Annotated in this window: 23 protein-coding genes and 1 pseudogene; 10 read left to right on the top strand and 14 right to left on the bottom strand. The window is 59.1% G+C overall.

All coding sequences use genetic code 11. The annotated features are described in order from the left end of the window. Together AB8B20_RS22835 and AB8B20_RS22830 are read right to left on the bottom strand one after the other, a co-directional pair. The gene (locus tag AB8B20_RS22835; protein WP_439073484.1) at positions 1 to 459 is read right to left on the bottom strand and encodes a low affinity iron permease family protein; all 459 of its coding nucleotides are present in this window, start codon (positions 457 to 459) and stop codon (positions 1 to 3) included. A 782-nt stretch (positions 460 to 1,241) separates the two neighbouring features. Then, positions 1,242 to 1,466: a hypothetical protein gene (locus AB8B20_RS22830; protein ID WP_439073485.1), complete on the bottom strand. Its 225-nt coding sequence runs from the start codon at positions 1,464 to 1,466 to the stop codon at positions 1,242 to 1,244. Positions 1,467 to 1,792: 326 nt separating this feature from the next. On the opposite strand from AB8B20_RS22830, the gene AB8B20_RS22825 reads away from it, so the two are divergent. From AB8B20_RS22825 to AB8B20_RS22795, 7 genes and pseudogenes are all read left to right on the top strand, one after another. Beyond that, on the top strand, positions 1,793 to 2,335 hold the full coding sequence (locus AB8B20_RS22825; RefSeq protein WP_439073486.1) for a DUF4142 domain-containing protein: 543 nt from the start codon (positions 1,793 to 1,795) through the stop codon (positions 2,333 to 2,335). An 11-nt stretch (positions 2,336 to 2,346) separates the two neighbouring features. Next, positions 2,347 to 2,561: pseudogene (locus AB8B20_RS22820) on the top strand (hypothetical protein). A gap of 9 nt (positions 2,562 to 2,570) precedes the next feature. Next, positions 2,571 to 2,720 (top strand): hypothetical protein, encoded by a 150-nt coding sequence (locus AB8B20_RS22815; RefSeq protein ID WP_439073487.1) that lies wholly within the window; start codon positions 2,571 to 2,573, stop codon positions 2,718 to 2,720. A gap of 111 nt (positions 2,721 to 2,831) precedes the next feature. Continuing rightward, positions 2,832 to 3,602, top strand: a complete 771-nt coding sequence (locus tag AB8B20_RS22810; RefSeq protein WP_439073488.1) for a histidine phosphatase family protein — start codon at positions 2,832 to 2,834, stop codon at positions 3,600 to 3,602. Then, positions 3,599 to 4,489: an NAD(P)H-hydrate dehydratase gene (locus tag AB8B20_RS22805; RefSeq protein ID WP_439073489.1), complete on the top strand. Its 891-nt coding sequence runs from the start codon at positions 3,599 to 3,601 to the stop codon at positions 4,487 to 4,489. Before AB8B20_RS22810 ends, AB8B20_RS22805 begins: the two co-directional genes overlap by 4 nt. Before the next feature lie 31 nt (positions 4,490 to 4,520). Continuing rightward, on the top strand, positions 4,521 to 4,949 hold the full coding sequence (locus AB8B20_RS22800) for a sigma-70 family RNA polymerase sigma factor (RefSeq protein WP_439074051.1): 429 nt from the start codon (positions 4,521 to 4,523) through the stop codon (positions 4,947 to 4,949). Between the two features lie 396 nt (positions 4,950 to 5,345). Next, the gene (locus AB8B20_RS22795; RefSeq protein WP_439073490.1) at positions 5,346 to 6,056 is read left to right on the top strand and encodes an outer membrane protein; all 711 of its coding nucleotides are present in this window, start codon (positions 5,346 to 5,348) and stop codon (positions 6,054 to 6,056) included. A gap of 513 nt (positions 6,057 to 6,569) precedes the next feature. Here AB8B20_RS22795 and AB8B20_RS22790 read toward each other — a convergent pair. The 5 genes from AB8B20_RS22790 to AB8B20_RS22770 all read right to left on the bottom strand — a co-directional run bounded on the left by AB8B20_RS22790 (position 6,570) and on the right by AB8B20_RS22770 (position 15,277). Next, a complete protein-coding gene (locus AB8B20_RS22790) occupies positions 6,570 to 9,743 on the bottom strand; it encodes an autotransporter outer membrane beta-barrel domain-containing protein (RefSeq protein ID WP_439073491.1) in 3,174 nt (1,057 codons plus the stop codon). 798 nt (positions 9,744 to 10,541) lie between these two features. Then, a complete protein-coding gene (locus AB8B20_RS22785; protein ID WP_439073492.1) occupies positions 10,542 to 12,617 on the bottom strand; it encodes a putative bifunctional diguanylate cyclase/phosphodiesterase in 2,076 nt (691 codons plus the stop codon). A 566-nt stretch (positions 12,618 to 13,183) separates the two neighbouring features. Next, a complete protein-coding gene (locus tag AB8B20_RS22780; RefSeq protein WP_439073493.1) occupies positions 13,184 to 13,342 on the bottom strand; it encodes a hypothetical protein in 159 nt (52 codons plus the stop codon). 490 nt (positions 13,343 to 13,832) lie between these two features. After that, positions 13,833 to 14,144, bottom strand: coding sequence for a hypothetical protein (locus AB8B20_RS22775; protein WP_439073494.1), 312 nt, complete (start codon positions 14,142 to 14,144; stop codon positions 13,833 to 13,835). A gap of 23 nt (positions 14,145 to 14,167) precedes the next feature. Further along, positions 14,168 to 15,277 (bottom strand): DUF1236 domain-containing protein, encoded by a 1,110-nt coding sequence (locus AB8B20_RS22770; protein ID WP_439073495.1) that lies wholly within the window; start codon positions 15,275 to 15,277, stop codon positions 14,168 to 14,170. A 227-nt stretch (positions 15,278 to 15,504) separates the two neighbouring features. Here AB8B20_RS22770 and AB8B20_RS22765 point away from each other — a divergent pair, with 227 nt between their 5' ends. Continuing rightward, complete coding sequence (locus AB8B20_RS22765) at positions 15,505 to 15,732, top strand: hypothetical protein (protein WP_120286876.1); 228 nt, start codon at positions 15,505 to 15,507, stop codon at positions 15,730 to 15,732. A 273-nt stretch (positions 15,733 to 16,005) separates the two neighbouring features. Here AB8B20_RS22765 and AB8B20_RS22760 read toward each other — a convergent pair whose 3' ends face one another. From AB8B20_RS22760 to AB8B20_RS22745, 4 genes are all read right to left on the bottom strand, one after another. Then, on the bottom strand, positions 16,006 to 16,515 hold the full coding sequence (locus AB8B20_RS22760; protein WP_120286877.1) for a PRC-barrel domain-containing protein: 510 nt from the start codon (positions 16,513 to 16,515) through the stop codon (positions 16,006 to 16,008). 349 nt (positions 16,516 to 16,864) lie between these two features. Beyond that, on the bottom strand, positions 16,865 to 17,077 hold the full coding sequence (locus AB8B20_RS22755) for a hypothetical protein (protein ID WP_120286878.1): 213 nt from the start codon (positions 17,075 to 17,077) through the stop codon (positions 16,865 to 16,867). 96 nt (positions 17,078 to 17,173) lie between these two features. After that, positions 17,174 to 17,575 carry a DUF1236 domain-containing protein gene (locus AB8B20_RS22750; protein WP_120286879.1) on the bottom strand — a complete coding sequence of 134 codons (402 nt, stop codon included), beginning with the start codon at positions 17,573 to 17,575 and terminating at the stop codon, positions 17,174 to 17,176. Positions 17,576 to 18,306: 731 nt separating this feature from the next. Further along, positions 18,307 to 19,056 (bottom strand): SDR family oxidoreductase, encoded by a 750-nt coding sequence (locus AB8B20_RS22745; RefSeq protein WP_120286880.1) that lies wholly within the window; start codon positions 19,054 to 19,056, stop codon positions 18,307 to 18,309. A 99-nt stretch (positions 19,057 to 19,155) separates the two neighbouring features. Here AB8B20_RS22745 and AB8B20_RS22740 point away from each other — a divergent pair, with 99 nt between their 5' ends. Both AB8B20_RS22740 and AB8B20_RS22735 read left to right on the top strand, forming a co-directional pair. Further along, positions 19,156 to 20,094 (top strand): LysR family transcriptional regulator, encoded by a 939-nt coding sequence (locus tag AB8B20_RS22740; protein WP_120286881.1) that lies wholly within the window; start codon positions 19,156 to 19,158, stop codon positions 20,092 to 20,094. Positions 20,095 to 20,260: 166 nt separating this feature from the next. Further along, positions 20,261 to 21,430 (top strand): MFS transporter, encoded by a 1,170-nt coding sequence (locus AB8B20_RS22735; protein ID WP_120286882.1) that lies wholly within the window; start codon positions 20,261 to 20,263, stop codon positions 21,428 to 21,430. 227 nt (positions 21,431 to 21,657) lie between these two features. Here the strand turns inward: AB8B20_RS22735 and AB8B20_RS22730 are convergent, their stop codons facing one another. From AB8B20_RS22730 to AB8B20_RS22720, 3 genes are read right to left on the bottom strand one after another with little or no spacing between them, the layout of a single operon-like run. Further along, the gene (locus AB8B20_RS22730) at positions 21,658 to 22,302 is read right to left on the bottom strand and encodes an HD domain-containing protein (RefSeq protein ID WP_439073496.1); all 645 of its coding nucleotides are present in this window, start codon (positions 22,300 to 22,302) and stop codon (positions 21,658 to 21,660) included. Between the two features lie 23 nt (positions 22,303 to 22,325). Continuing rightward, positions 22,326 to 22,808, bottom strand: coding sequence for a carboxymuconolactone decarboxylase family protein (locus AB8B20_RS22725; protein ID WP_439073497.1), 483 nt, complete (start codon positions 22,806 to 22,808; stop codon positions 22,326 to 22,328). A 42-nt stretch (positions 22,809 to 22,850) separates the two neighbouring features. After that, complete coding sequence (locus tag AB8B20_RS22720) at positions 22,851 to 23,399, bottom strand: DUF4863 family protein (RefSeq protein ID WP_120286885.1); 549 nt, start codon at positions 23,397 to 23,399, stop codon at positions 22,851 to 22,853. Positions 23,400 to 23,403: the final 4 nt, after the last annotated feature.

The following is a 23,403-nucleotide window of genomic DNA, read 5'->3' as shown; positions in this document are numbered from 1 at the left end:
CTAACCGACCGCCTTGTCGGCGGCCCTTCTGGCCTTCTCGCCGGCGCGCTGAACCGAATCTTCGCCAACCTTTTCCGCTTGTGCTCGCAGCTCACATTTGGAGCGGATTTCCTCGAGTTCTTCGTCGGTCAGGTGCTCAATTCCAACGAAGGAATTGTGCGCCGTGCTGACCCGGATCAGCTCATCCAATTTGACTTGAATCGCCGCGCTGTCGCGATTCTGGGAATTCTGAATCAGAAAAACCATCAGGAAGGTGACAATGGTGGTGCCTGTATTGATCACCAACTGCCACGTATCCGAGTACTTAAAAAGCGGACCCGTCACCGCCCAAATCACCACCACGGCCGACGCCAGCGTAAAGGTGCTCGCCCGGCCTGCCGCCTGCGACGTCTTGTTGGCGATATCTCCAAAAAAGCGAGCGAAGCCGTTGACTTGGTCCGCGTTGGAATGATCAGGCACAGATCAGTCTCCGTGAAGCATGTGCGACACTTCAGCACAGATCGTCGGTGCGGGGAAAGCAAGTTTGAGCTTCGCAGCTGCGAGATTAGTTAAGTTCCCTAGTCAAAAGCCAGCCGTCCCCAATGGGATCATACCATCAGGTGCGCGTCCGCGATTTCGGCCTTAGCGAACAGAGGGTGGGGGCTTTGAGATAGACGTTGAACATGGGCGGTGCGCGCCGTAATTGGATCGGAAGTCGACCGTCAACCGGGAGGGATCGTTCGCGTCCAGCGCTGGCGCTGTCTTAGCTTGGCCTCTTCGCATGATGGCCCACCCAGCGAGGGTTGCAGCCAGAATAAGCGCATACTTCTGCACTCCTTCATTCCGTTTCCGAGCGGGAGTCGATCTTAAGCTCGCCACTGCTGTTACAGGCGACAGATCGTCGACCGACGGCGGATCGCTGATTGCAACGCGCAATCGGCTCGCCAACGGGACAATGCGCTTTGCAGGTCGCTTTAAACGGTAGATCGCGAGAGCGACGCAGAGGATGGTGATAATGGTTAGCAAGCCGCCTAGCGCCACAAAGGCATAAAAAAGGCCATATCGAAGTTCGAACCATCGGAAGGCTGCGGTCGCGCCTACGAGCAGCGCTGAGATCAGAAAGATGCTGGCCGTCGCAAACAGCCCGCCTGCGACAGCGTAGGAGACCGCCGTCGCTTCGGTCTTTTCCACTCGATCGTGCACGTAGGCCTGAGCAGCTCGTCTAGCTCGGTCATATTTCGGCGCTAGTCGTTCACCCCTCATTACCAACGCCTTTTCGACGCCCGACCGATCAGAAACGCGACGCACATTGCGGCTAAGGGCGCCTGACGGACAACCTTGCTCAAAGTGTCGAGCGCGTTCCCCGGCTTCCTGCCTTCCTCGATCGCGTCCCTAATGGTGGTCGTCGCGGATTTGACGCCCTCAGTTACCGTGGTCCGGATATCCGATACCTGCTCGCTTATGGAGGGTGTTTGTTCATCGGTCATGGTGCGTGCTCACCTAGCATTTGGCGGACGAAGCGACGAGGGGGAGGGATCTTGCCTTCAGCAATCACGCCCGTTTGCGAGGTTGACTTCGAAGCCTACTCGTAAAGCGCCTCGTATGAGAAATGCTCAACGGGACCGCGGCGTCGGAGTTCCCAGCAACCTGATCGTGGCATTCTCTCTCTCCAGAGATTTCAAGAAAACTCGACGAGCTCGACGGCTCTAATCGCGCCCAAAAGCGTCTCTGAGGTCGACGCTTGTGCCGCAATGGAACCTTGCGTCAAATCGATCATTTTTCATGCCTTGCTGCTTTTTTCAGGGATACCGCCATGCACAAAGTCACCTTCGCTACCGCGACCGTTTTATCACTCGCGCTCGGCGCTACGAACGTCTTCGCACAGTCAGTCGGGGAGAAGACCGGTGTTAACTCCGTCCTGGGCGTGGCACCGACCACTGCCGACTTCGTCAAGGAGGCCGCCCTCAGCGACCTGACTGAGATAGCGACCAGTAAGCTCGCGCAAGAGCGCGGAGATGCGGATGCCAAGACATTCGCGTCCCAGATGATCACTGACCACACCAAGACATCCGAAGAGTTGAAGGCTCTGGTTGGCGGCGACTTGAAGGCGGCGCTGCCAGCGGCACTTGACGACACGCATCAGAAGAAAGTGGACAAGCTAAAGGACGCCAAAGCGGACAGTTTCACGTCCGACTACGCCTCGATGCAGGTCAGCGCTCACAAGGACGCCGTGTCGCTATTCGAGCGCTACGCCAAGGGGGGCGAGGATCCGAAACTCAAGGATTGGGCCGGTAAGACGCTCCCCCACCTTCAACATCATCTCGAGATGGCGCAGAATCTGAACAAAAATAAGTAGCTGGAGACAAGATGGGACTGGCATCTTACGAAGTGATCGAAAGCGGGTCCAGTTGGGGCGTGCTCCATGACGGAAACGTCGAGGGTACCTTCGAAACGAAGGAAGCGGCTTTTGAGCGGCGGTTTCCGCCGCATCACTTGCCATTCGACAGGGGCATGAGGTTCGTGTAACCGCGCCGAGCAGAGACGCTGGGAACAAGACAGCATTGGGCGGCGAGACAAATTAGGGCAGTACCATGGGTCAGGAAGTCGTCTTCGGGATCGGAGCCCTTTTGCTTCTCTCCGCACTGGTTTTCGGTGTGCTTCAGTACCAGCGTCGCAACAAGGCGGCGGTTCGCGAAGGCGACAAGATTGTCGCCGATCGATATCGCAACGACGAGACCTAGTCAGTCCCGTCGGCGTGTCGCCTTCGCTTTAGCATCGACACAATCGGCAACCGTTATCAGCGTTTGTCAGCCGCAATTATCGAGAGACACATAGGGACTCAGCGAGACCGCATGGGCCAAGACACCAAGAAACGATGGCCTACACGGCTATGGATCGTGCGACATGGGGAAAGCGCGGGAAACGTCGCACGAGACGCTGCCCACGCTGCAGGGCTGGCGGATATCGCCATCGAGCTGCGGGACGTTGACGTCCCGCTCAGCGCGTTGGGCGAACGGCAAGCGGAGGCGTTGGGGCGTTGGTTTGCAGAGTTGCGAAGTGAAGACCGCCCGAGCGTTGTGCTCAGCTCTCCGTATCTTCGCGCACAGCAAACTTCGGAGATCATTCTGAGGGCCGCTGGAGAGGCTAAACGTGCTGTCACGATCATCCACGACGAGAGACTGCGTGAAAAGGAGTTTGGCGTTCTGGACCGTCTCACCAGAATGGGCATCGAACAGCGCTACCCGGAGGAGGCCAGACGGCGCGCGCTCATGGGAAAGTTCTATTATCGGCCGCCAGCTGGTGAAAGCTGGGCGGACGTCGTGTTGAGGCTTCGAAGCGTGCTCGATTCCGTAAGCCTGCATTACGCCGGGGAACGCGTCCTGATTGTTGCTCATCAGGTCGTCGTTCTCTGCCTGCGATACCTTTTGGAAAACATGGACGAGAGCACGATCCTTTCGATCGACCGGGAAGGCGACGTCGCAAATTGTTCGATAACCGAGTTCGGACCGAGCCAAGACGGTGAGAGCTCGATGTGCCTAGTCCGGTACAACTTTGTCGCGCCGCTGAAACGTCAAGGCGCACCCGTCACCCTGGAGCCGGACGATAGCGGAGCGGCGAGATGAAGCGCTACCGGGAGTTATCGGAAGACTACCTGCGTGCGCATCCGCTCCCGTCCCATGAAAACGGCGACGGCAAGGAAGCTCGCGGCCGCGTCCTCGTGGTTTCAGGCAACGCCCGCGTGCCTGGTGCGGCCATTTTGGCGGGCGTGGCTGCCTTGCGCGCAGGAGCCGGTATTCTTCAAATTGCGACGAGTGCGTCGGTTGCCCCCAACATAGGAGTGGCTGTGCCCGAGGCTATGGTCTTGGGATTTTCGGAGACTTCGCAGGGGGAGATCAAGCAATCGAATGCCACGGACATCGTCGCGCTCGCCCAGGATGTCGACGCCGTCGTGGTCGGACCAGGCATGATGGGTGAAGACGCGCTCAGTCACTTTGTGAGGTTGCTGCTTGCGACGCCGACGAAGGCGCGCATCGTCCTGGACGCCGCTGCGTTCACCTGCATGGGCGATCCTTCGCCGGACTTTCGCCAAGACTTGCAGGGAGCGATCGTCACGCCGCACGCTGGCGAAATGGCCCGCTTCCTCGGTCTCGACCGCGCGACCGTTGAACGCAACCCTCTCGAGGCCGCCCAGCGCGTCGCGGTATCCGCTGGGTGCATAGTGGTGATGAAGGGAGCCGAAACTTTTGTTGTTGGCAAGGAGGTGTGGCGCTCGTGCTTTGGCTCGGTCGCATTAGCGACGTCCGGCTCTGGCGACGTTCTTGCAGGCGTTCTCGGAGGTATTCTGGCGCGCGGTGCGGATCCGACGCTGGCGGCGCTATGGGCAGTCTTTTTACACGGGGAGGCGGGCAGGCGCCTCGGTCTCCGACATGGCAACGTTGGAGCGTTAGCAAGAGAATTGCCGGCGGAGATTCCGCGGCTGATGTCAGGATCCGAGGTGACGTCGGCTTAAGCCGACCCGCGATGGTACGTTGCTTATCACGGTGGCTATCGAACACGCGCCGCAAGCCTTGAGGGCGTCGGAGACGCGCCCGACGTCAACGTTCTCGCATCCAACTGACATCTTGATCTCTCCTCCAACTCCAGATGCTCGTCGCCCTTCGGTTCTGACGAGCTGCTCACAGCGTCCGCTCCGGAGCGAACTCAACTGGCGGCGGCAGATCCTCAGGCGAGCGCTTGACCAGCTGAAACCGAGAGAGCTTCGTATCATCGAAGCACGATGGCTAGCAGACACGCCGGTTACACTTGACGAACTGGCGGCAGAACTAAGCGTGTCACGCGAGCGTGTGCGGCAATTGGAAGTCAGAGCACTCGAAAAGGCCCGAGCATATGCAGTATCGCTCTTGAGCGCTGATGTGCGCGACCGTCCATGTGCGCGGGCTGACACGGTTTCCAGCCCGTCGGGTCTTTAACGAGCCGTCGAAATGCCGAATTTGGTGGTTCGATCTGCTGGCGCAACGTGTGCCAAAGTACCCGACTATCCGTTTGCAGGGGTATGTATGGTCACAGAAGTGATAAAAAGCCGTCAGGAATGGCTTCTGGCGGCTTCCGGTGCCTCGGCAAGTTGACCTGGTGGTTCAACGCCTCGACCCAGCCCCATCTCCGACAGCTCGCCTGGTTGACCGCCGTCATCGGCGACAGCCTGTTGGCATAGACGCTCGAAGAGTTAGCCCGAGTTCGATCGTCCTGCCAGTTTCTCAGCCAATGAGGCCGGTTTCAAAAATTTCAGCCTGTGGCGAATTGGTGACAGCCTCGAGAAACACTCAGAAATATTATGGATTCGCGAACAAAACTTACAGGGGATTCGAATGAATAAGTATGTGTTGGCCACGGTCGCTTTGACCATGAGTGCAGCATCGGCATCGGCAGCCGATTTGGCGGCCCGCCCGTACACCAAGGCTCCGGCGGCTCCCGTCGCAGTTGGTTACAACTGGTCCGGTTTCTATGCCGGCGTCATGGGCGGCTATAGCTGGTCGGACCGTATCCGCGTTGACGGCTTCACCGCCGCCTCGAGCGACATTAATGGCGGCTTTGGCGGCGGCACTATTGGCTACAATTGGCAGACGCCCGGCAGCAACTTCGTTTGGGGCCTTGAGGTCGACGCGGCAGGCGGTGACGTCAAGTATCGTGAGACGGGGTTGTTCGGCATTGTCCCGGTCACCGCGGAAGATAAGATCCGGGCTTTCGGCAGCGTCACGGGGCGCCTTGGTGTGACCTCGGGAGCGGCACTATTCTACGTAAAGGGCGGCTACGCCTGGGCTGATAACCGCCTTTCATTCACCACTCCCGCCGCGACGCTGTTCTCGGAGAGCAAGGTTCACTCAGGTTGGACCGTGGGTGGCGGCGTCGAGTACATGTTCGCCCCGAACTGGTCGCTCAAGGGCGAGTACATGTACGCCGACTATAGCAGCGAGCGTTACGGCACAGTGCTCACCGGTTTCACGGACCTCGGAGTCACGACCCATACTGTTAAGGGCGGCATCAACTACCACTTCAACTGGGGCGGCAGCAACTTCTAAGACCATTTCTGAAGACCAGGGCCCGGCGAAAGCCGGGTCCTTTCTTGTGCTAAAGCTACGTTGTTGCCAATATTGGTCATGACGTCGGAGTCGGCCAGACTGTGACGTCCGTAGAAATGCTACGAACAGTGATTGTGTGAGGGGCGTTACTTTTATGTAGCCTTTCTGCGATCTCTATAGCGACGTTGAGATCGGCATAAGTGCCACCAGTGCGCTGGTTATTCACGAGCACCTCGTAATCGCCTGGTTCAACAAGCATGCTTTCCCGCCTCGAAAAATAAGAATATATTCCATAATGAAACTTATGCGAATCCGAGATGTGAGCCTCTGGGGCCTAGCTTGAGCCTTCCCTCAAGATTCCGACGAGCTCGCCGAGTGGGTCCTGACCATGGTCGAGAACCGGCTGCTGACCTGGCGCCCGGACGCGATGTCAACGAGTAGCGCTTCCGCAAGCGCGGACGTCACCTCTCCCGCGAGCGGGAGAGGGAAGCAAAGCCTCAGCCCTGCCATCAATCACCACGTATAGCGCACCACGCCCTTGCCGGCGTAGCTGCGGGTGACGTCGGAGAACTCGCCTTCGAACGCCGCCGCCAGCGAGATACCGCTGACGAATTTCATTTCAGCCGAAGCGGTGGTCAGCGCCGCGTCGCGCGCCGGCTGAGCGCCGTTGACCACGAACGAGGCGCCAGGCAGCGCCTGGAACGTGGCCTGCGCGCTCCGGTCGGTGTTAAAGTCATGAGCCCAGGCGGCGCCCCCGCGCAGCGTCAGCATCGCACCATCGACCACGAACGATTTGTCAGAGCGCAGGCCGATCTCGCTGCGCGTCGTGGCTGCGGTCTTCGACGCATAGGCCAGCGCGAAAGTGTTGATTCCGCTGGCGGCGGTTTCGGCATAGGCCGGCAGGTCGAAGGCAATGACCTTGGCCGCCGCATAGGGTGTCAGGCCGACGCCGCCGAGCCACGACATCGCATAGCGATTGCCACCCTCGATCCGTCCGGACCACGCATTTGCGCTGAAGCGCCCCTGCAACTGGCTGCCGCCGATGCTGCGGTCAGTGGTGATGTCCTGCCAGCCATAGGCCGCCGCCGCGGTTACATAGGCCGAACCGACCGTGTGCCGGACAAAGCCGCCGGCCTGGAATATGTCGGAGCGGCCGGACCCCAAACCGTTGACGCTGAAGCTGGTGCCGCCGCCGGCCAGCGCGAAGCCGGCCAGTGTCTGCGGCGTGATCCGATAGTCGGCGCCCACGGCCATGCCGTAGATGCGGCTGGTGGCCGCGTTCGAACCGGTGACGGCGTTGCCGTCGGTGGTTTGTGATCCCCCGAAGCCCGCAGCCCACACGCTCCAGTGCGGCGCGAATACCGACGGCGCTTTGACCGCCATGGCCAGCGCATCGCGCGCCGCGCCGCGCGGTCGCGCGGCAAAGGCCAGCGCGTCCTGCTCGCCATAGGACAGCGCCCCGCCCTGCGACGGCAGGCCGGCGCCGCGGCCTTCCAGCAACGGATCGGTCAGCACGCCCATAAACTGGTTCATGGCATCGAAAGTGGTCTGTTGCGATGCGACGGCGCTTTCGCCGGATGCTTGTGTCAGGCCCGCTGCATTCAAAGCGCCGAATGCCATGGGAATGCCGCCGGTGCGGTCGAAATAGTTGGTCAGTGCGTTGGCTGTATTGGTCTGATTGCCGTTCAGCCCGCTATTGACCGGCAGCGGCGACGGCGTGGGTGTCGGCGTAAAATCCAGCACCAGATTGAGATAGGCGTTGTTGGCGTCATAGCCGAGGCTGGACTTGAAGCCCGACGGCAGGTTGCCGTTCACCAACGAACCGAATCTGCCGACGATGCCGCCGGCGGCATTGAGGATGGTGTACTGCTTCTCGACATAGCTGCCGGATGCGAAGCTGGCATTGACTGTGGCGCCTGACAGGGTCGCGGTGCCGGTGACATTGGTGCGATCGGCGGCGGTCGGCGACACTTCGACCATGTAGGCTGAAGCCGCGGTGAAGGTCAGGTTGCCGTTGACATTGAGGGTGCCGATCGAATTGCCCGGCGCCAGCGCGCCGCCATTGATCGCCGTGTTGCCGACGGTGCCGTTGCCGCCCAGCGCTCCGCTGGCATTCACTGTGGTCAGCGACGACGATGCGATCGAGCCGTTGACGCTGAGCGTGCCGGCATCGACCGTGGTGGCGCCCGTGTAAGTGCTGAGGCCCGTCAGCGACAGGGCGCCGGCGCCGCGCTTGACGACCTGGCCGCCGCCGGAAATCACCCCGCCGAAGCTCGCGGCGTCGGATCGATTGAACGCAAGCGTGGCATTGTTGCTGACGTTGCCGACGATCGAGCCCGAGGTGCCGCCGTTGCCGATCTGCAGTGTGCCGCTGGAGACGGTCGTGCCCCCGGTGTAAGTATTGATTCCCGTCAACGTGAAAACGCCGCTGCCGCCGCTGCCGCCGAAGCTGATCAGATTGCCGGTGCCGGAAATCGCGCCACTGAACAGATGGGCGTCCGAGCGGGCGAATTCCAGCGTTCCGTTGTTGACGACGTTGCCGACGATCGATCCCCCGGTGCCGCCGTTGCCGACCTGCAAGAAACCGGCACTGATGGTGGTGCCGCCGGTGTAGGTGTTGTCGCCGAACAGGAGTAGCACGTCGCTGCCGAGCTTGGTGACGCTGCCGGTGCCCGAAATCACCCCGCCGAAGCCGATTGCGTCGGAGCGATTGAACACCAGCGCTGCGTTGTTGGTGATGTTGCCGGTGATCGACCCGGTGGTGCTGCCATTGCCGATCAGCAGCGTGCCGACCGAGATCGTCGTGCCGCCGGTATAAGTGTTGGCACCGGTCAGCGTCAGTGTGCCGCCGCCGAGCTTGACCAATTCGCCGGTCCCTGAAATCACGCCGCCGAGGCTGGTCCCGTTGCTGCGGTTGACGGCCAGCGTCGCATTGTTGGCGATATCGCCGGTGATCGAGCCGTTCAAGCCGCCATTGCCGAGTTGCAGCGTGCCGTCCGAAATCGTGGTGCCGCCGGTGTAGAAGTTGTTCCCCGTCAGCGTCAGCGTTCCGGTCCCGGTCTTGACCAGCGCGAACTGCGCGCCGTTATCGACCATCGTGCCGGAGAATTCCGTGGAGGTGTTCAGGCTGCCGATGGTCAAGCTCTGCACCGGAACGCCAGCCACCGTCGTTGCGAAGACGGTCCCGCTGCCCGACAGCGATCCGATCGAGAGTGAGCCCGACGTCGTCCGGAGGACCAAATTGCCGTTATTCTCGATTTCTGCTGTCCCACCCGAAGACGACTGGCTGAAGATGAGTGTCCCACCAAAATTCCTGATGGTCGCATTTCCTGCGGTGCTGCTTGCCAGAAAATCGATCTGCGAGCTGGGATCGATCAGAAAATTCTGGGCATTGCCGGAGTTGTTGACGATGCCGGCGCCGCTCACGTTGAGCTGACCGCCCGACGCTATGCCGATGGTGTAGGTCGGTGCTCCCGCATCGAACGTGAAGCCATCCGGGCTGCGCGTGATCGACAGCACCAGCGACGTCGACGCGCCGTTGTTGCGGAACACGGCGGTCGAACCGGTGTCGGGCACGGCTGCGGGACTGCTCCAGTTCGACGCATTGTTGTACTGCTGATCGGCGCCGATCCAGACCTGCTGGGCGCGAGCCGGCTTGCCGGCCACGAACAGCGCCGTTGTGGCCATCAGGGCCGACAGGAGGGCTCGCCGCCGCCTCCGAACTTGAATCAACTCCGCAGCTTCCAGCCGCGACCTCGTATTGTCGCCAGTTTGCCGATATTGCAACTTACACCCCGTCACCTCACAGGCCACAACCAAGCCCGCTTCATGGATCAAGGTACAGATACACCATTGGGATGAACAGGTCGGCGGTACCGATGTACTGAAATCTTCCGTTGGGTGTGGACATGAGGCCACAAAGGTTCCCTTTTTGGAACCATGTTCCGAGTCCCACCCTATGCTTTTTTCGCAAAATCAGCGAGGATTTTCAAAGCCCTGAGCGCTTTATCGTCGTCGATCTTCCCTTTGCCCCATACTCTTCATCCATCTATCTAATTGTAGCCGCGCCCCCCTGTCCCGGACGTCGAAAGGTTCTTCTCCTTCGAACGTCGCCAGGGCGGCAATAGCGTCGGCCTCCTCTCCGAAAAGCACGATAAGGTACGATCGATGTTGGTAGGTGAGACAATAGCTTTAGGTGGACAGTCTGCGACCGACGCACCGGGACGGAGTTCGAAGCGTGCCGCCGGCAGAAACAGTGGACTTGAAGTGCCCCCCGAAACTAGGCGCGCCCAGCTAAGCATTAAAACGACCGAGACGCACCGAGCGTCAGCGATGAAAGCTGAACGTTAGCTGCACCGCAGACCTCGTTCGTATGCCGTTAGAAACAACCTTGTCGAGGCCTGACTCATAAACAACTATCCGCCCGCCGATTTTACGAAGTTCTGGCTTGGCCGAACGTTAAATTCCGGCCCTGCTCCGGACCCCCTAACTGTAGGCCCCGTGGGCGTCCCACGCAGGCGCGGCGACCGGGCTTTCGGATAGAATTCGTAGAAGTTCGTTCGCAGGCATAGGGCGCGCATAGAGGTACCCTTGGGCTTCGTCACATCCTTTGCACTTGAGGAATGCGCCCTGCTCCTCGGTCTCTACCCCCTCCGCGGTCACTGATAAGCAGAGATTGTGGGCCATCATAATAATTGATGTAGCAATCGCGGTTTCCTGGTAGCCCGCGCCCTGTGCGATGTTCTGTACGAAGGATTTGTCAATCTTTATCCGGGTGAGCGGGTACTTCGCAATGCAAGCAAGTGATGCGAAACCTGTACCAAAGTCATCGAACGCTAATTGCACACCAAGCGATCTCAATGATCGCAGCGTCGAAAAGATGGTATGGTCGCCCAGCGCGATATTCTCCGTTATCTCGGCTTCCAGGTGCTGGGGGAGCAATTCATGCCGAGCGAGCGACTGCTCAATGTCCCGGAGCAACGTCCCTTCCTTGAACTGACAGGGAAACAGGTTGACGGCTACGCGGAAAGGCTTCGAACGGCTCGCATTATATTTAGCTCCCCATTTGCACGCTTCATCGATGATCCAACGACCCACTTCGGGCGCAATGGGGCTGTTTGCAAGCGCATCGATGAAGGCGCCGGGCGCCACCAACCCCTTCGTTGGATGGTTCCACCGAAGCAGCGCTTCTGCCCCGGTGATGACCCCAGTTGAAAGGTCTACCTGCGGCTGGAAGTAAAGCTCGAACTGTCCAGTCTCGGCAGCGCGCCTCAGTTCTGTATCCATATCGAGGCGCGCTTGTGCGGACGCTCTCATTGAGGGCATGAATAGCCGGCACTTCCGCCCGCCGCCCCCCTTTGCATCATAAAGGGCAAGATCCGCGCTCGCAGTCAACTCGTCCAACGTTCGCGCGTCCCGAGGCGCGAACGCGAGCCCAGCACTGGCTCTAAGTGTTATGCGCTGGCCTTCGAGATCAATCGGTGTATCGATGGCCTTAAACATGCGCGTGATAGTTTCCTGCGCAGCCAGTGGATCGCGGCAGTCGCGTAAGAGCAAAGCGAATTCGTCCCCGCCGAAGCGATAGACGTCGACATTCAACGGTGCGGCGGCGGCGAGCCGAGCGGCCATCTGCTTGAGGACCTGATCACCAAAAGAATGCCCGAGCGTGTCATTGACGTCCTTGAATCCATCAAGATCGAGCATCGCCAACGCGGATGGGCGACTGGCTTCGTCCGCCATGAAGGCGCTGAAGTCCCGCACGAAGCTTGTACGGTTGGGCAGCTTCGTGAGCTGATCAAAGTGCGCCAGCTCGCTCAATTTCTCCGAGGCAAGTTTGCTTGCCGTCATGTCGCGCCCTATGAGGAAGAAACGCTGCGCGCGCGCTGACCAAACCCCGGAGATTTGCAATACGACGTCGTGGCCGTGCTTATGGCGAAACCGGCATTCGACGTTCTGAAGCACTTCGCCTCGGAGTGTTTTGTCGAGTTCGTTTCGAAATGATGCGATATCGGCGAGAGAGGCCATCTCGCCACCGTATCGATTTAGCAACTCGTCGGATCGATAGCCAAGGATTGCTTCGCAGCTATCGCTTATTCTGCGAATAATTCGGTCCGCGTCGGTAACGACGATGAGGTCGACGGATGTCTCAAATAGTCGGCGGTGCTCTTCGCTCTCTTGATCCAGCGCCTGCTTGGTCTCCTGGAGTATAATTTCTGCGTTCGCCTTTTCGCGCTGCGTATGAGGCAGCCAGCGAAACACGAGCAGCGACAAAACTATCAGAGCGGCTGCGACATTCGCCATTTTGGGAAGGATCAATAGATACGGCTGACCGAGGACCCTCGTCAGGTGATGCGAGAAGAACCCGTACTGAGCTCCGAAATAAGCCCCGAAGTAGATGTTTTCCAAAATATTCCGGACCGTGTCGATCATGACGACAACGAGCAAAAGCTTCGCTGAGCCGAGCCTTGCTGCGTTTCGTGCGAACGCAACGGCGACGGTGACAAGAATTGCGGACCAAAGGCAGACGATAACCCAATAGATTGAAGCTGCGGCGAGACTCATGGCGGGAACCAGTCGATTTTGGACGAGATCATGAGCCGTCGCTGGTAAACGTTTCTTCTACAACGACCGCGTGTAAAAAATTGACCGTCGATCGACGCATATTTGCTTAAGAAAAACTTACCGTCTCATGCCCTCTTGGTCGGCGAAGCGCTCCTCACGCCCGCGGGTTGAGCAGCACCCAGAGCCGAACGATCCGGCTACCCTCGATCTCCGCCGCGTCGGCGCCTGTCACCGCGATAGGACCGCCCTTCGGCCCGGCGTGCTAGCGCAACACGGCGATGCCTCTTGGAGCGGCGCTGGCCGGCGACGTTGACAAGCCCCCGATCTCGACAATTCTTTGTCCTGGAGCCGTTAAGAAGCGCCTACAATGCCGGAAACCCTTTCAGCCGGCCGAGGCAAACTAGGAAGACACTGTCACGCCGGCCTGATTAGCAGCTTGCGATCTCGTTCGGCGTAACGCTCGATAAAGTCCTTCACCCCCGGTGGCAGCTCCTCGCAGGTAGCTGCAGCCCGCTGGCGAATATACCGGGCGATATCCGCCGACACGTCTCGCGTCCAACATTGGGTCACATTAAAAGCGACAACCCGATCAGGGTCAGAATATCGCCCTGAAAAGAAATCGGCGATGACAGTATCAAGGTCTGTTTTCCCGACAACAGCCTCTCGCCAGACGCAGCCATGCGGCCCGCCATCGACGACCAAATACACATTGTGATCGTCGCCATTTAGCACGATCGATGGGGTCCAAACCCCACGCATAACGCGATACTCCACCGTAGCGTTGATCGAACCGCGTGTTCAATTGTAGTTGGAATGATTTGTTCCCTGATACCCGGGGCCCGATCCACAAATCAAAGCCTCAAGGAAGGACAGAGGCGCTTCACGTCGGGTCGTGAGTGCAAAGGCAATGGCGAATTGCGGTATCTTTTGCGTGCCCCGATAAAAGTCCGAGGCACAAGCGACAGCTGGGCGAGCGGCTCTGAAGCCAAGCAACGGAGAATCCATCGAAAGGTCTAGAGAGGAGTGCCCAAGACAAGCGCACCGTCTACTAAGAGATGCTGTGCGCTGTGCGCGATTGGGCCACTAAGGCTATTGGCAATAATCTGCAGGCTGCCCTAAACCGCCCAGACCGATCGACTGGCGCTCGGCATACTCCTGGCCAGGAATTAGGTAATCGACGTCGAAAGGGCCGCTTGTGAGCGGCCCTTTCCAAATTCACCAGCTTCGGGTGCCGAAGCTAAAACCAACGCTGGGGCCACCGCCGTAATAGCCGTAACCCCGATCGTAGCCGGGCCGGCCATAGTAGCCGTAGCTGCGGCGGACCCCATAGCCGTCTCCGCCATAGTACCGGTGGACATAGCGCGATCCGCGTGTCCGGTAGCAGCGGCCATACTCGTTGCAAACGAGGCGGACCTGCTCGATGCCCGTGACCTCCGTCGACGCGATGGCCGCTGGCGCAAGAGGGGCGGCACTCGCAGACGACGCCGTCAGGGCCGCCGCAAAAACTCCTAACGTGATCATCTTCATGACTTTCTCCTTTCTTGGCTGGCTCAGTCGATCTCTTCGATGATGCGACGCTCACGAGGCTCAATAATGTAGGTGCGGCTGTCCCGGTTGACGTACCGGTACTCGCGAAGGGTAGGAGCATCCCGGTACACCTCGTCGGGGAATGCTTCGATCTCCACGCTGTCCGGCACGCGCTCTCCGGTGCGGATCTGGGTACGAACCGCGCTGCCGGTAGTACGACGCTCCCGCTCGACTGGACGAGATTTGGCGTACTTGCGGACCACGTCGCGGTCATTGTCGCTGAAGGTCGTCTTGCGCTGCTCGGTGCGCACCGGCGCAGCCGCCGTGGACCGGCCCGAGTACGGCAACACCGCGACGATCTTGTAACTGGAGGGCTCCACGATCACGATCTCATCCTTTACCAAGGCAAAGTTGTAGCCTCGGTACTGGGGCACGATCTCCACGACCTCTGCAGGCAGGGACCGCAGACGCATATCGCGCGGCACTGCTGTTCCGACGGATAACGAGAAATTCACATTGTTGATCGGCCGCACGTCCAGTTGCGAGATCGACGTGCTGATCCGGGTCCGCTGCTGATCGTTGATGTTTACCGACACGTTAACGTTCGGGCTCGACGTGCGATCGGCCCTGTTTGGCTGATTGGTCGGCTGCTGGGCCGCGGTGGTCGGATTGCCACCCGTCGGAGACTGCGTCTGATTGGTGCCCGAGGCCGGTGGGTTCGTGCTTTGCGCCTGGTTTTTCGCCGGCGGGTCAGTCTGCGACTGGCTCGCCGCCGGGCTGGTCTGGTTGGAGGGCTGGCTGGTCTGCGCCTGGTTAGTAGAATTGTTCGGCGGGGGCGCCTGTGTAGCAGTGGTGCCCGTACTGGGGTTGGACGTTTGGCCTGCCGCGTTCTGTCCAGTCGATGACGAAGGCTGCGTCTGAGCCGAATTCGTCGATGGACTGGTCTGCGCGGATCCTGAAGAAGAATTGGACGACGGCGTCGACGTCGAAGAGGACGGCGCAGTTGATGTGGAATCCTGCTGACGCGGCGGAGCCGACGGATTGGGGCTCGACGTAGTCGGAGAAGATTGCGCGAGAGCCGAGGTCGCGAGCGCGACGGCGGCAGTCGTGGCCAACAATAATCGCATGTTCATCTAACACCTCTTGATTGGATTAGTCGCCGAACAACGCTGGGCGACGACGCCGGTTCCGGACCGGGATAATCTGGCAATCCGCTAAGGAAAACGGGGGCGAAACAGCGTCTCCGAGCCGGGAAGTACGCGAAATGTTAAGAAACAGTCTCCGAGGTACCGGGAATAAGTGGAACATTTTCAGGCGTGCTTCGTTGACAATGACTACATCTAAGCCATGGAGGAGACACATGAAGAAATTGATTGTGTGCGGCGCTCTGGCCGCTTTTGCCCTCGCTACCCAGGCCGCTAGTGCCGCCGAATTCTATATTGTTCGCGATGCTTCTACCAAGAAGTGCACCGTCGTTGACACCAAGCCGACGACGACGACGACGACGGTCGTGGGCGATGGCGTCTACAAGACGAAGATAGAAGCCGAGTCCGCTGTGAAGACCACCAAGGTCTGCACCGAACGGTGACCGGCTCGTAGGCCGTTCCGGTTCGTAAAATTCTGACAGCAAGTGGAGGAGAAGATGCCTGTCCTGGTCTTGTGGGCTGTGCCCGCGGTGTTGGTTATTGGCGGCGTAGGCTACTGGATACTGCATATGCACTGAGAGAAGCGATCGCCTCGCATCCGAAACTCGCCCGCAAGCTGGGCGAGTTTTTTATTGACCCACTGTGCCGCTTGACCCCCTACGCTGAAAAAAAGGGCCCCAAGCTTGGGGCCCTTCCTTCGCGAGCTCTCGTTATCACTAATTGTAATCCGAGTATTTGAACTGCGGGAGAGCCTTCAGCTGCTCTTTGTTGCCGCTCATAACAGCATGGTCGGGAACCCAATCATTGTTGCGGTTCGCCGTAGTCGAGGATGCCGCACCGGTCGTGGTGTCGCGCGAAGCAGTCGACGTGCTACTCGAGCTGGTCCGGACCGGCTCCTCGATGAATTTCAGCTTGTCCATCGAGACGGCGATGTCGTGCTCTCCCATGCCAAGGAACCCGCCGATGCCGATCACAACTGCTCTAACGTTACCGCTCTTGTCGACGAGCAGTTCATTGATGTCGCCGAGCTTTTCGTTGGCCTCGTTATAGACGTTCAGGCCCATCAGCTTCGAAGCGCGCCAGTTTCCCTTGAGCGCCATCTTCGCGTCGGCCGGCTGGGCGGTGGCGGCCGGTGCGGCGCGATCGACCGGTTGAGTGGATTGCGCAAACGCGGCGCTCCCAATCACGGTAGTGCCAAGCAGTGCCACGGCAAGAAAGTGCTTCATCTTTTATCTCCTCCTAAGTGATTTCACATCCGCTCAGATGCCCGGCCCAACGCTCGCGATTGCCGGTTGTTCCTGACTACTCCGTCAAACGATACTCGGCGATGGATTGAATGTGGGTCTCGCAAGTAGGGTGCCGTCAGGTTAAGAGGCCAGGTCAAGCTGGGCCTGCTTCAATCCATCGTGGCCGGCGCGAGCCCGCAACTCGGGATATTGGCGCTGGTACTCATTCGGGTCGCGGCGAGCGGTCCTCAGACCGGGCGCGGATCACTCCTCTGTCCAGCCTTCCCAGTTCATCTACGCAATAATCGCCTGCTCCTCATTCTCCACGATACAAGCCGGCACCCCGTCTTCAACGCTTCTGGCACCGAATCCGCGGAAGGCAACCACAGGCGTTCCGAACGCTATTGTTTTCGATCAGGAAGAGCGCGAACGCTTCCGGCCATTTGATCGGAAACAACACGGCGGCGGCATCGGCGAGCGTCGGCTGCTTCCCTAATTTCTTCCACCTCGCCGACAGGTTGGCTCCACTACCATCGGTATTCGGCGCGAGTTTCTTCTCCAAGTACTGTCTCGGTGCGAGGTTTCGGACTGAACGGCGAGGCGTAGATCCTCATCCACGTGAAAAGAGCGGTCCTTTACAGGACCGCTCTTGAGCAAACTATTCGATGATCTGAACGACGCGATGCGTACCGGGATCAACCAGCACTGTCCGATCGTTTACAACGGTGTAGCGATACTTAGTGACGCCGTATTCTTTCGGAACTTCATAGTAGGTCACGCCGGTATTGGGAAGATCGGCACCGACCTTGAGCTCCCGCTCGTATCGGTACGATGGAACGCGACGCTCACTAACATAGCTGCGAAAGCGCGGACGTGTATCATCAGCGATGCCGCCCGCGATTGCACCCGCGCCGGCACCGACAGCCGCTCCGACTGGGCCGCCAACCACGGCACCCGTCACTGCGCCGGTAGTAGCGCCTGCAGCCACACCGCTCTGGGCGTTGGCCATGGGAGCAGTAAGTATTGTTACTGCGAAAGCGCTGATCAAAATTCGCTTCATCCGTCGTCTCCTCTGTTATTGGAACATACGAAACCATCGAATCTGCGATCCGTTCCCACGGAAGTGCCACTTTATCCCGATCCCTGGATGCACCTGCGTCCATAAGAGCGAAGGCAGAGGTCGCTCAGGAGAACGCCTCGTGGGAAACGTTGCGGTGCTTGGTATGCTGACCAGCGCTCGAAGTGACACCACGCCCTGGTTCGTGCCTGTCCGCCGCGGAAGGCGGATATGAAGGCGGTGATCGGCACCACAGAGTTCGGCTCAAGGCCTGCTTGGGAATACCCCGCTTATCACGCGTTCGCTGGATGAAGAGCATAGAGATCCAGCGAGTTTGCCGCCACCACCACCGGGCATCGCCCTTCGGATGTTATGGAAGGAGAGCAAGCTGACGCGTCCGCGCGCGCAAGATGAGTGTGACGTGGTCGGCGCCTCCATTCCTTCATAGAACGCATTAAGAATCCCGTTCTTGAAATCATCGCCTCGTGGATAGCAGCGACGATTGTCTGCCGTTGATCGTCGGTGAAGCCGTCGTATCCGAAACCGGCGACATCCATGCACCAAAGAATTCTCCGCATGCATGTGCTCGGGAATGCCAGGCGTCGTATGTAGAGCGACCGCGTCTCAGACTCCCTCGACGTCCAATTCGTTATGGCCTAACTCCGTAGGGAGCTGCGGCGTCAGCGCCGTCCAGTGCAGTCAAGCCGATGTCGTGAAACATGGCCGCCGCGCGGTCAGACTAGCCGCGCGCCCCCATCCACGTTCAAAGTTGCACCGTTCATCCAGCCATTCGTCATGAGAAATACGACAGCGGCCCCTGCTTCCGTCGCAGTGCCCAGCCGATGCAGTGGTAGAGTCTGAATCATGGACTTGACGACGGTATCGCGGTTTTCGCCGAGCGCTTTTGTCAGCAGCGGAGTTTCAATCGGTCCAGGAGAAACGGTATTGACCCGGATGGGCGCGAGCTCAAGTGCAAGCCCACGTGCGAGTGCTTCCATGGACGCCGATGCTGCAGCGAGGACTGCGGTACCATAGCCATTCGGCCGATCGGAAAGTGCACCGGAGACGAAAGTGATTGAACCATCGCGCGCCAGTCGATCGCCGAGTGCGCGAAGAATATGAATTGCTGCCCAGACGCGTTCGTCGAAGGCCCTGCGAAGATGACCGACGTCGGCCTCTAGTACTTTGCCCGTGACAAAGCTGCCCGCGAGCAAAACGAGGTGATCCACTCGGTCGATGCCAGCTAGAGCCTCGGCGATTGTCTCGCTGCGGGTGACATCGGCGGCGCGCCATCCTTCAAAGCCATATTGCGATGCGACTTGCCGGGCGCGATCGGGTTCGAAACCGACCACGGTAACCTTGGCGCCTGCGTCCTTGGCTTGAATGGCGGCCGCCAGCCCTATCCCCGAGGTGCCGCCAAAGATCAGCACATTTTTGTCCCGCAGCGCGGACTGGGAAGATCCAACTGAAAGGTCGTTGCTCAACGTTTTGCTCCTCGACCGGCCCGAAAGCGGCGCCGTGGCAAACGTCTAACTCAGCGACATGAGGTTGATAATCGCCGGGCAATTCCGTATTCATGTGCCATGACGGAACAAATTGGCGTTGAACGATTGACTGGGCTGCTGGCGTTCGCAAAGGCAGGCTCTCTTGGCAGCTACACCGCTGCCGCACAGGCGTTGTCCGTATCTCCCTCTGCCGTGAGCAAAAGTATTCAGCGGTTGGAAAAGCATCTCGGGCTTAAGCTGTTCAGCCGTACGACCAGATCGTTATCGTTGACGGCAGAGGGCCGCGATCTTCATGCTCGGGCAGTCAGACTGCTACGAGATGCCGCGGAAATCGAACAGGCCGCCCTCGCTTCTCGGGCCGAGCCGGCCGGAACGATCAAAGTGACAGCGCCATTGCCGATCGGCGTGAACGTGCTGGCCTCGGCATTACCCCAATTTCGCGCGCGCTATCCGAAGCTCACGGTAGATCTGAGACTGACCGATCGGCTGGTGGATATTATCGACGAAGGGATCGATGTGGCGATCCGTGTCGGCGATGTCGTCGATTCCCGCCTCATCGCTCGTCCGCTTGCCCCGCACCGCCTGTGCGCCTTTGCGTCGCCGTCCTATCTCGCTGCTCGAGGCACGCCTTTGCATCCGAGGGAGCTGGCGGCCCACGACTGCGTCAATTTCCGCTACCAAAGTTCTGGCCAAACACTTCGATGGCCCTTCAATGTCGGAGGACGCATTCTTGAGATCACTCCCGAAGCGGGCGTTGTAGTCGACGTGAGTGATGCAGTCGTCGCCGTTCTTGCGGCCGGCGGCGGGATCGGGATTTCGGCGACCTACGTAGCCGCGCCTTTCGTAAAGCGCGGAGAGCTGATCCCTTTGCTCACGGATTTCGCAGTCGACCGCTTCGACATCACGGCGCTCTGGCCGGAAAGTCGGCGAGGCAATCCAAACGTTAAGGCGTTCACGACATATCTAGGCGAGGTGTTTCCGTCGCCGACACCCTGGGACGCTTTAATTACGGGCTAGGTTATGTCTGATCATGAAGCCTAGCGAAGTATCGCCGTCGCACAGTGCTGTCAGATAACCGCCCTGCGCCAGGAGCGACCATCGTTTTTGAAGACAGCCGTATGACCACTTGGAGCTTTGCAGAAAGATCCCTACCGTAGAAGGCTAGCAGCTGGAGCATTGCATCGTGAAGCAGCGTTGGAGCATACTCTTAGTTCTTTTCACCGTCCGATTAGGGATGGCTTTCCAATTTCAATCCGCGGCCTCGTTGTCGCCGACTATCATGCAGACTTATGGCGTGGGGTTGGGCGATATTGGACTACTTATCAGTCTGTATCTCGCGCCCGGAATTGCTTTCGCTTTACCGGGAGGTGAAATCGGACGCCGTTTTGGCGACAAGCGAATAGTTCTTTGTGGGCTTGTCTTGATGATGGCCGGGGGCCTCCTGATGGCATTTGCCCCAAACTGGAATCTTCAAATTGCGGGGCGCATTGTTGCTGGCATCGGGGGCGTGTTGCTTAATGTACTGATGTCGAAAATGGTAACGGACTGGTTCGTCGGCAAAGAAATTGCTACGGCCATGGCGATCTTTGTCAACTCTTGGCCGGCCGGAATCGCGCTGTGCTTATTTCTATTGCCGGCGATCGCGGCGGCCAGCGGTCTCACCACAGCACTCCTGATGACAGCGGCATTCTGCGCGCTCGGGTTCTTTCTTCTTGTGACGTCATACGAGGCGCCGTCGCAGATCGATCCGGTAAAGGTCCCCGCTGCAGCCGTATGGCCACGTCGATTAACAATCCAAGCGATGGTTGCGGCTGGCGCGATTTGGGGCCTGTTCAATGCCGCGTTAGGAATGGTTTTCGGGTTCGGGACCATCCTGCTTGTTGAACGTGGCTGGAGTCTCGCCGCAGCCGGCTATGCGACCAGCCTCGTTTTGTGGATTGTGAGCTTGTCAGTCCCCTTTGGCGGTATTTTGGCAGACAGAACCGGAAAACACGTTGAGATCATGCTTATCGGTTTTGCGCTGTTCGCAGTTACGCTCCTCATTGCTACCCGCACCGACGCCGTGATCACGGCATTTGTCGCGTTGGGAATTGTCGGCGGTGTGTCCGCTGGACCTATCATGAGTCTGCCCGCTCGCGTGCTTACCCCGTCGATCCGCGCTGTTGGGATGGGTATCTACTTTACATTGTTCTACGCGTTCGTTGTTGCCGCTCCCATCATTGCCGGCCTTTTGTCGACTCGAATCGGAACAGCAGCGACCGCTTTCGACTTCGGAGCCATAATGCTGGCCCTCTGCTTTCCGGCCTATTGGGTCTTCGATCGGCTTGCCACCCGGGTCGCTCAAATGGCTTGATCGCACGAAACGGGCGGCAAATCGCTTGAGTGTTTGTGGCTTACGGCAGAGTCGGCTGGATGCCTGTTTCGAGCCAATACCGAACATTCGCAGGCGCACTCATCTTTCGCACGCGGACCCATCGATTTGCTCTATTGCCTTCCGCGCATTCCATAACCTTCGAACAACGGAGGAGGATGCCCTAGACGCCTGTAACGAGGTGAGAACCAATCCGTTGAAAACTCGTCTTAATGATCCCACGGCGAGTGAAGTATGATGCTGCAGAGATCCACTCGGTGAAACGTTGAATCCTTGAACGCCAGAAAGTCGTCGTTGAACGTGCCGAACGTCGTGTTGGGCCGCCGCTTCATGCCCTCGTAGAAAGCATCGATCATACCGTTCTTGAAATCATCGCCTCGTGGATAAGCGGTGACGATTGTCTGGCGCTGATCGTCGGTGAAGTCTTCATATCCGCGACCGGCGACATCCATCCCTGCCCCAAGTTGCACCAGAGATATCTCCGGATGCATATGCTCGGGAATGCCGGGTGTCGTATGCAGAGCGATCGCGTTCCAGACTTTCTCGATGTCGGATTCTGGGATGGCGTAGGCTCGTAGGAAGTTGCGCGCGGCGTCGGCGCCGTCCACTTCGAAGCGACGCTGACTGTCGTGGTAGTGAGCAGTCAGGCCAATATCGTGGAACATGGCCGCCACGTAAAGCAGTTCGCTATCGTAAAGAAGGTTTTGCCGCGTTCCCGTCAGGGCCCCCCAGAAGAAGACGCGGCTGGAGTGCAGGAACAGCAGGTCGTCCTCCGTATCACGGATGAACTGCGTGACATCCCGCGCGAGCTTACTGTCCGGGATGCCGATACCAGACACACTGATCATGGTCATAAAACTCCCAATGCTTAATACGGCTACGTTGATGTGGCCGTGGCCGGCGCGGAAGCGCGGAGAATTGCGGAAGGCGGCGCGCGGAAACTGATCGCCATCCGGTTATAGGCATTCATAAGGCTGATCGCGATCGCAAGGTCGGTCAACCGCTGGCTGTCAAAGGCTGCCGCCACTGCTGAATATTCCTCGGTCGGGACACCGGTGTCCGCGATGCGGGTCACGGTCTCGGCCCACGCGAGCGCTGCACGTTCTTCATCGCTGAACATCCCGCCGGCCTCGCGCCAAGCCTGCAGGAGCACGAGTTTCTCGATGTCCATGCCGTCCTTCAGTAAGTCTCTTGAATGCATATCGATGCAATAGGCACAGCCGTTGAGCTGCGAGACGCGAAGATACACGAGCTCAATTAGGGACTTTGAAAGCCCGGAACGTGCGACGTATGTATAGACGCCGGCGAGCGCTTTCATCCCGGCTGGAGAGGTTACGTTATAGTCCAGGCGCTGTGTCATCCCTTTGCTCCTTGGTCAAAGATACCGGGCGGGCTTAATTGGTTAGCTGCGCGGCGCTTCGATGTCGTAGGAAATGCGGCCAGAAGGCAGAAGGAAGAAGGCGATCAACGCGCCGCCCCTTGCCTCTGGATAGTGATGGCTACCAGGCGCGGGCGCTGTCCAGCCGGCGTGCCGCCACCCCAGAGGTCCCATCAGCTCAGCGGAAGCGCTTAAGGGAACGACGAGATTGAACTCACCGTAGGGATGGAGGTGATAGTGGCCCCTAAATGTATGGTCCCCCTCAGTGCTTCGATCGGCGTTAAGACCGCTGGCTTGGCTGTCCATGTAGACAGTCGTCAGGCTGAAATAATGAGATCTCTCACATGGCTCGAGAAGCCGGCTGCGACGATAGTGAGGGCCAGAGATCTCCACATTGGCGGCCCACCCCTGGTCGACGCCCTGCTTCACGCGGTGCGCCAGTTCTTCGTAAACCGAGCTACCCGGCCCGTGAATATCGTTCAGCCAATTCTCTACGTCTCGTCCGGGCGTCTTGTCCTTGATTTGCCCGATGAAAGCGATGGCTGCCTCGATCAACCCGTCACGGTCATTCATTGAA

Origin of the sequence: Tardiphaga sp. 866_E4_N1_4 (assembly GCF_052076075.1) — a bacterium.
GTDB classification, from domain to species: Bacteria; Pseudomonadota; Alphaproteobacteria; order Rhizobiales; family Xanthobacteraceae; genus Tardiphaga; species Tardiphaga robiniae.
The sequence above is the reverse complement of the archived record's forward strand: the minus strand, read 5'-3'. Positions and strand labels throughout refer to the sequence as shown.

Bases quoted from the DNA above. Each gene is read 5' to 3' on its own strand.
- AB8B20_RS22775 (WP_439073494.1), bottom strand. From the start codon at position 14,144: ATGAAGATGATCACGTTAGGAGTTTTTGCGGCGGCCCTGACGGCGTCG.
- AB8B20_RS22770 (WP_439073495.1), bottom strand. From the start codon at position 15,277: ATGAACATGCGATTATTGTTGGCCACGACTGCCGCCGTCGCGCTCGCG.
- AB8B20_RS22750 (WP_120286879.1), bottom strand. From the start codon at position 17,575: ATGAAGCGAATTTTGATCAGCGCTTTCGCAGTAACAATACTTACTGCT.
- AB8B20_RS22825 (WP_439073486.1), top strand. From the start codon at position 1,793: ATGCACAAAGTCACCTTCGCTACCGCGACCGTTTTATCACTCGCGCTC.
- AB8B20_RS22740 (WP_120286881.1), top strand. From the start codon at position 19,156: ATGACGGAACAAATTGGCGTTGAACGATTGACTGGGCTGCTGGCGTTC.
- AB8B20_RS22805 (WP_439073489.1), top strand. From the start codon at position 3,599: ATGAAGCGCTACCGGGAGTTATCGGAAGACTACCTGCGTGCGCATCCG.
- AB8B20_RS22790 (WP_439073491.1), bottom strand. From the start codon at position 9,743: ATGGCCACAACGGCGCTGTTCGTGGCCGGCAAGCCGGCTCGCGCCCAG.
- AB8B20_RS22795 (WP_439073490.1), top strand. From the start codon at position 5,346: ATGAATAAGTATGTGTTGGCCACGGTCGCTTTGACCATGAGTGCAGCA.
- AB8B20_RS22725 (WP_439073497.1), bottom strand. From the start codon at position 22,808: ATGACACAGCGCCTGGACTATAACGTAACCTCTCCAGCCGGGATGAAA.
- AB8B20_RS22730 (WP_439073496.1), bottom strand. From the start codon at position 22,302: ATGACCATGATCAGTGTGTCTGGTATCGGCATCCCGGACAGTAAGCTC.
- AB8B20_RS22785 (WP_439073492.1), bottom strand. From the start codon at position 12,617: ATGAGTCTCGCCGCAGCTTCAATCTATTGGGTTATCGTCTGCCTTTGG.
- AB8B20_RS22765 (WP_120286876.1), top strand. From the start codon at position 15,505: ATGAAGAAATTGATTGTGTGCGGCGCTCTGGCCGCTTTTGCCCTCGCT.
- AB8B20_RS22830 (WP_439073485.1), bottom strand. From the start codon at position 1,466: ATGACCGATGAACAAACACCCTCCATAAGCGAGCAGGTATCGGATATC.
- AB8B20_RS22760 (WP_120286877.1), bottom strand. From the start codon at position 16,515: ATGAAGCACTTTCTTGCCGTGGCACTGCTTGGCACTACCGTGATTGGG.
- AB8B20_RS22815 (WP_439073487.1), top strand. From the start codon at position 2,571: ATGGGTCAGGAAGTCGTCTTCGGGATCGGAGCCCTTTTGCTTCTCTCC.
- AB8B20_RS22780 (WP_439073493.1), bottom strand. From the start codon at position 13,342: ATGGCGACGATCACAATGTGTATTTGGTCGTCGATGGCGGGCCGCATG.
- AB8B20_RS22810 (WP_439073488.1), top strand. From the start codon at position 2,832: ATGGGCCAAGACACCAAGAAACGATGGCCTACACGGCTATGGATCGTG.
- AB8B20_RS22720 (WP_120286885.1), bottom strand. From the start codon at position 23,399: ATGAATGACCGTGACGGGTTGATCGAGGCAGCCATCGCTTTCATCGGG.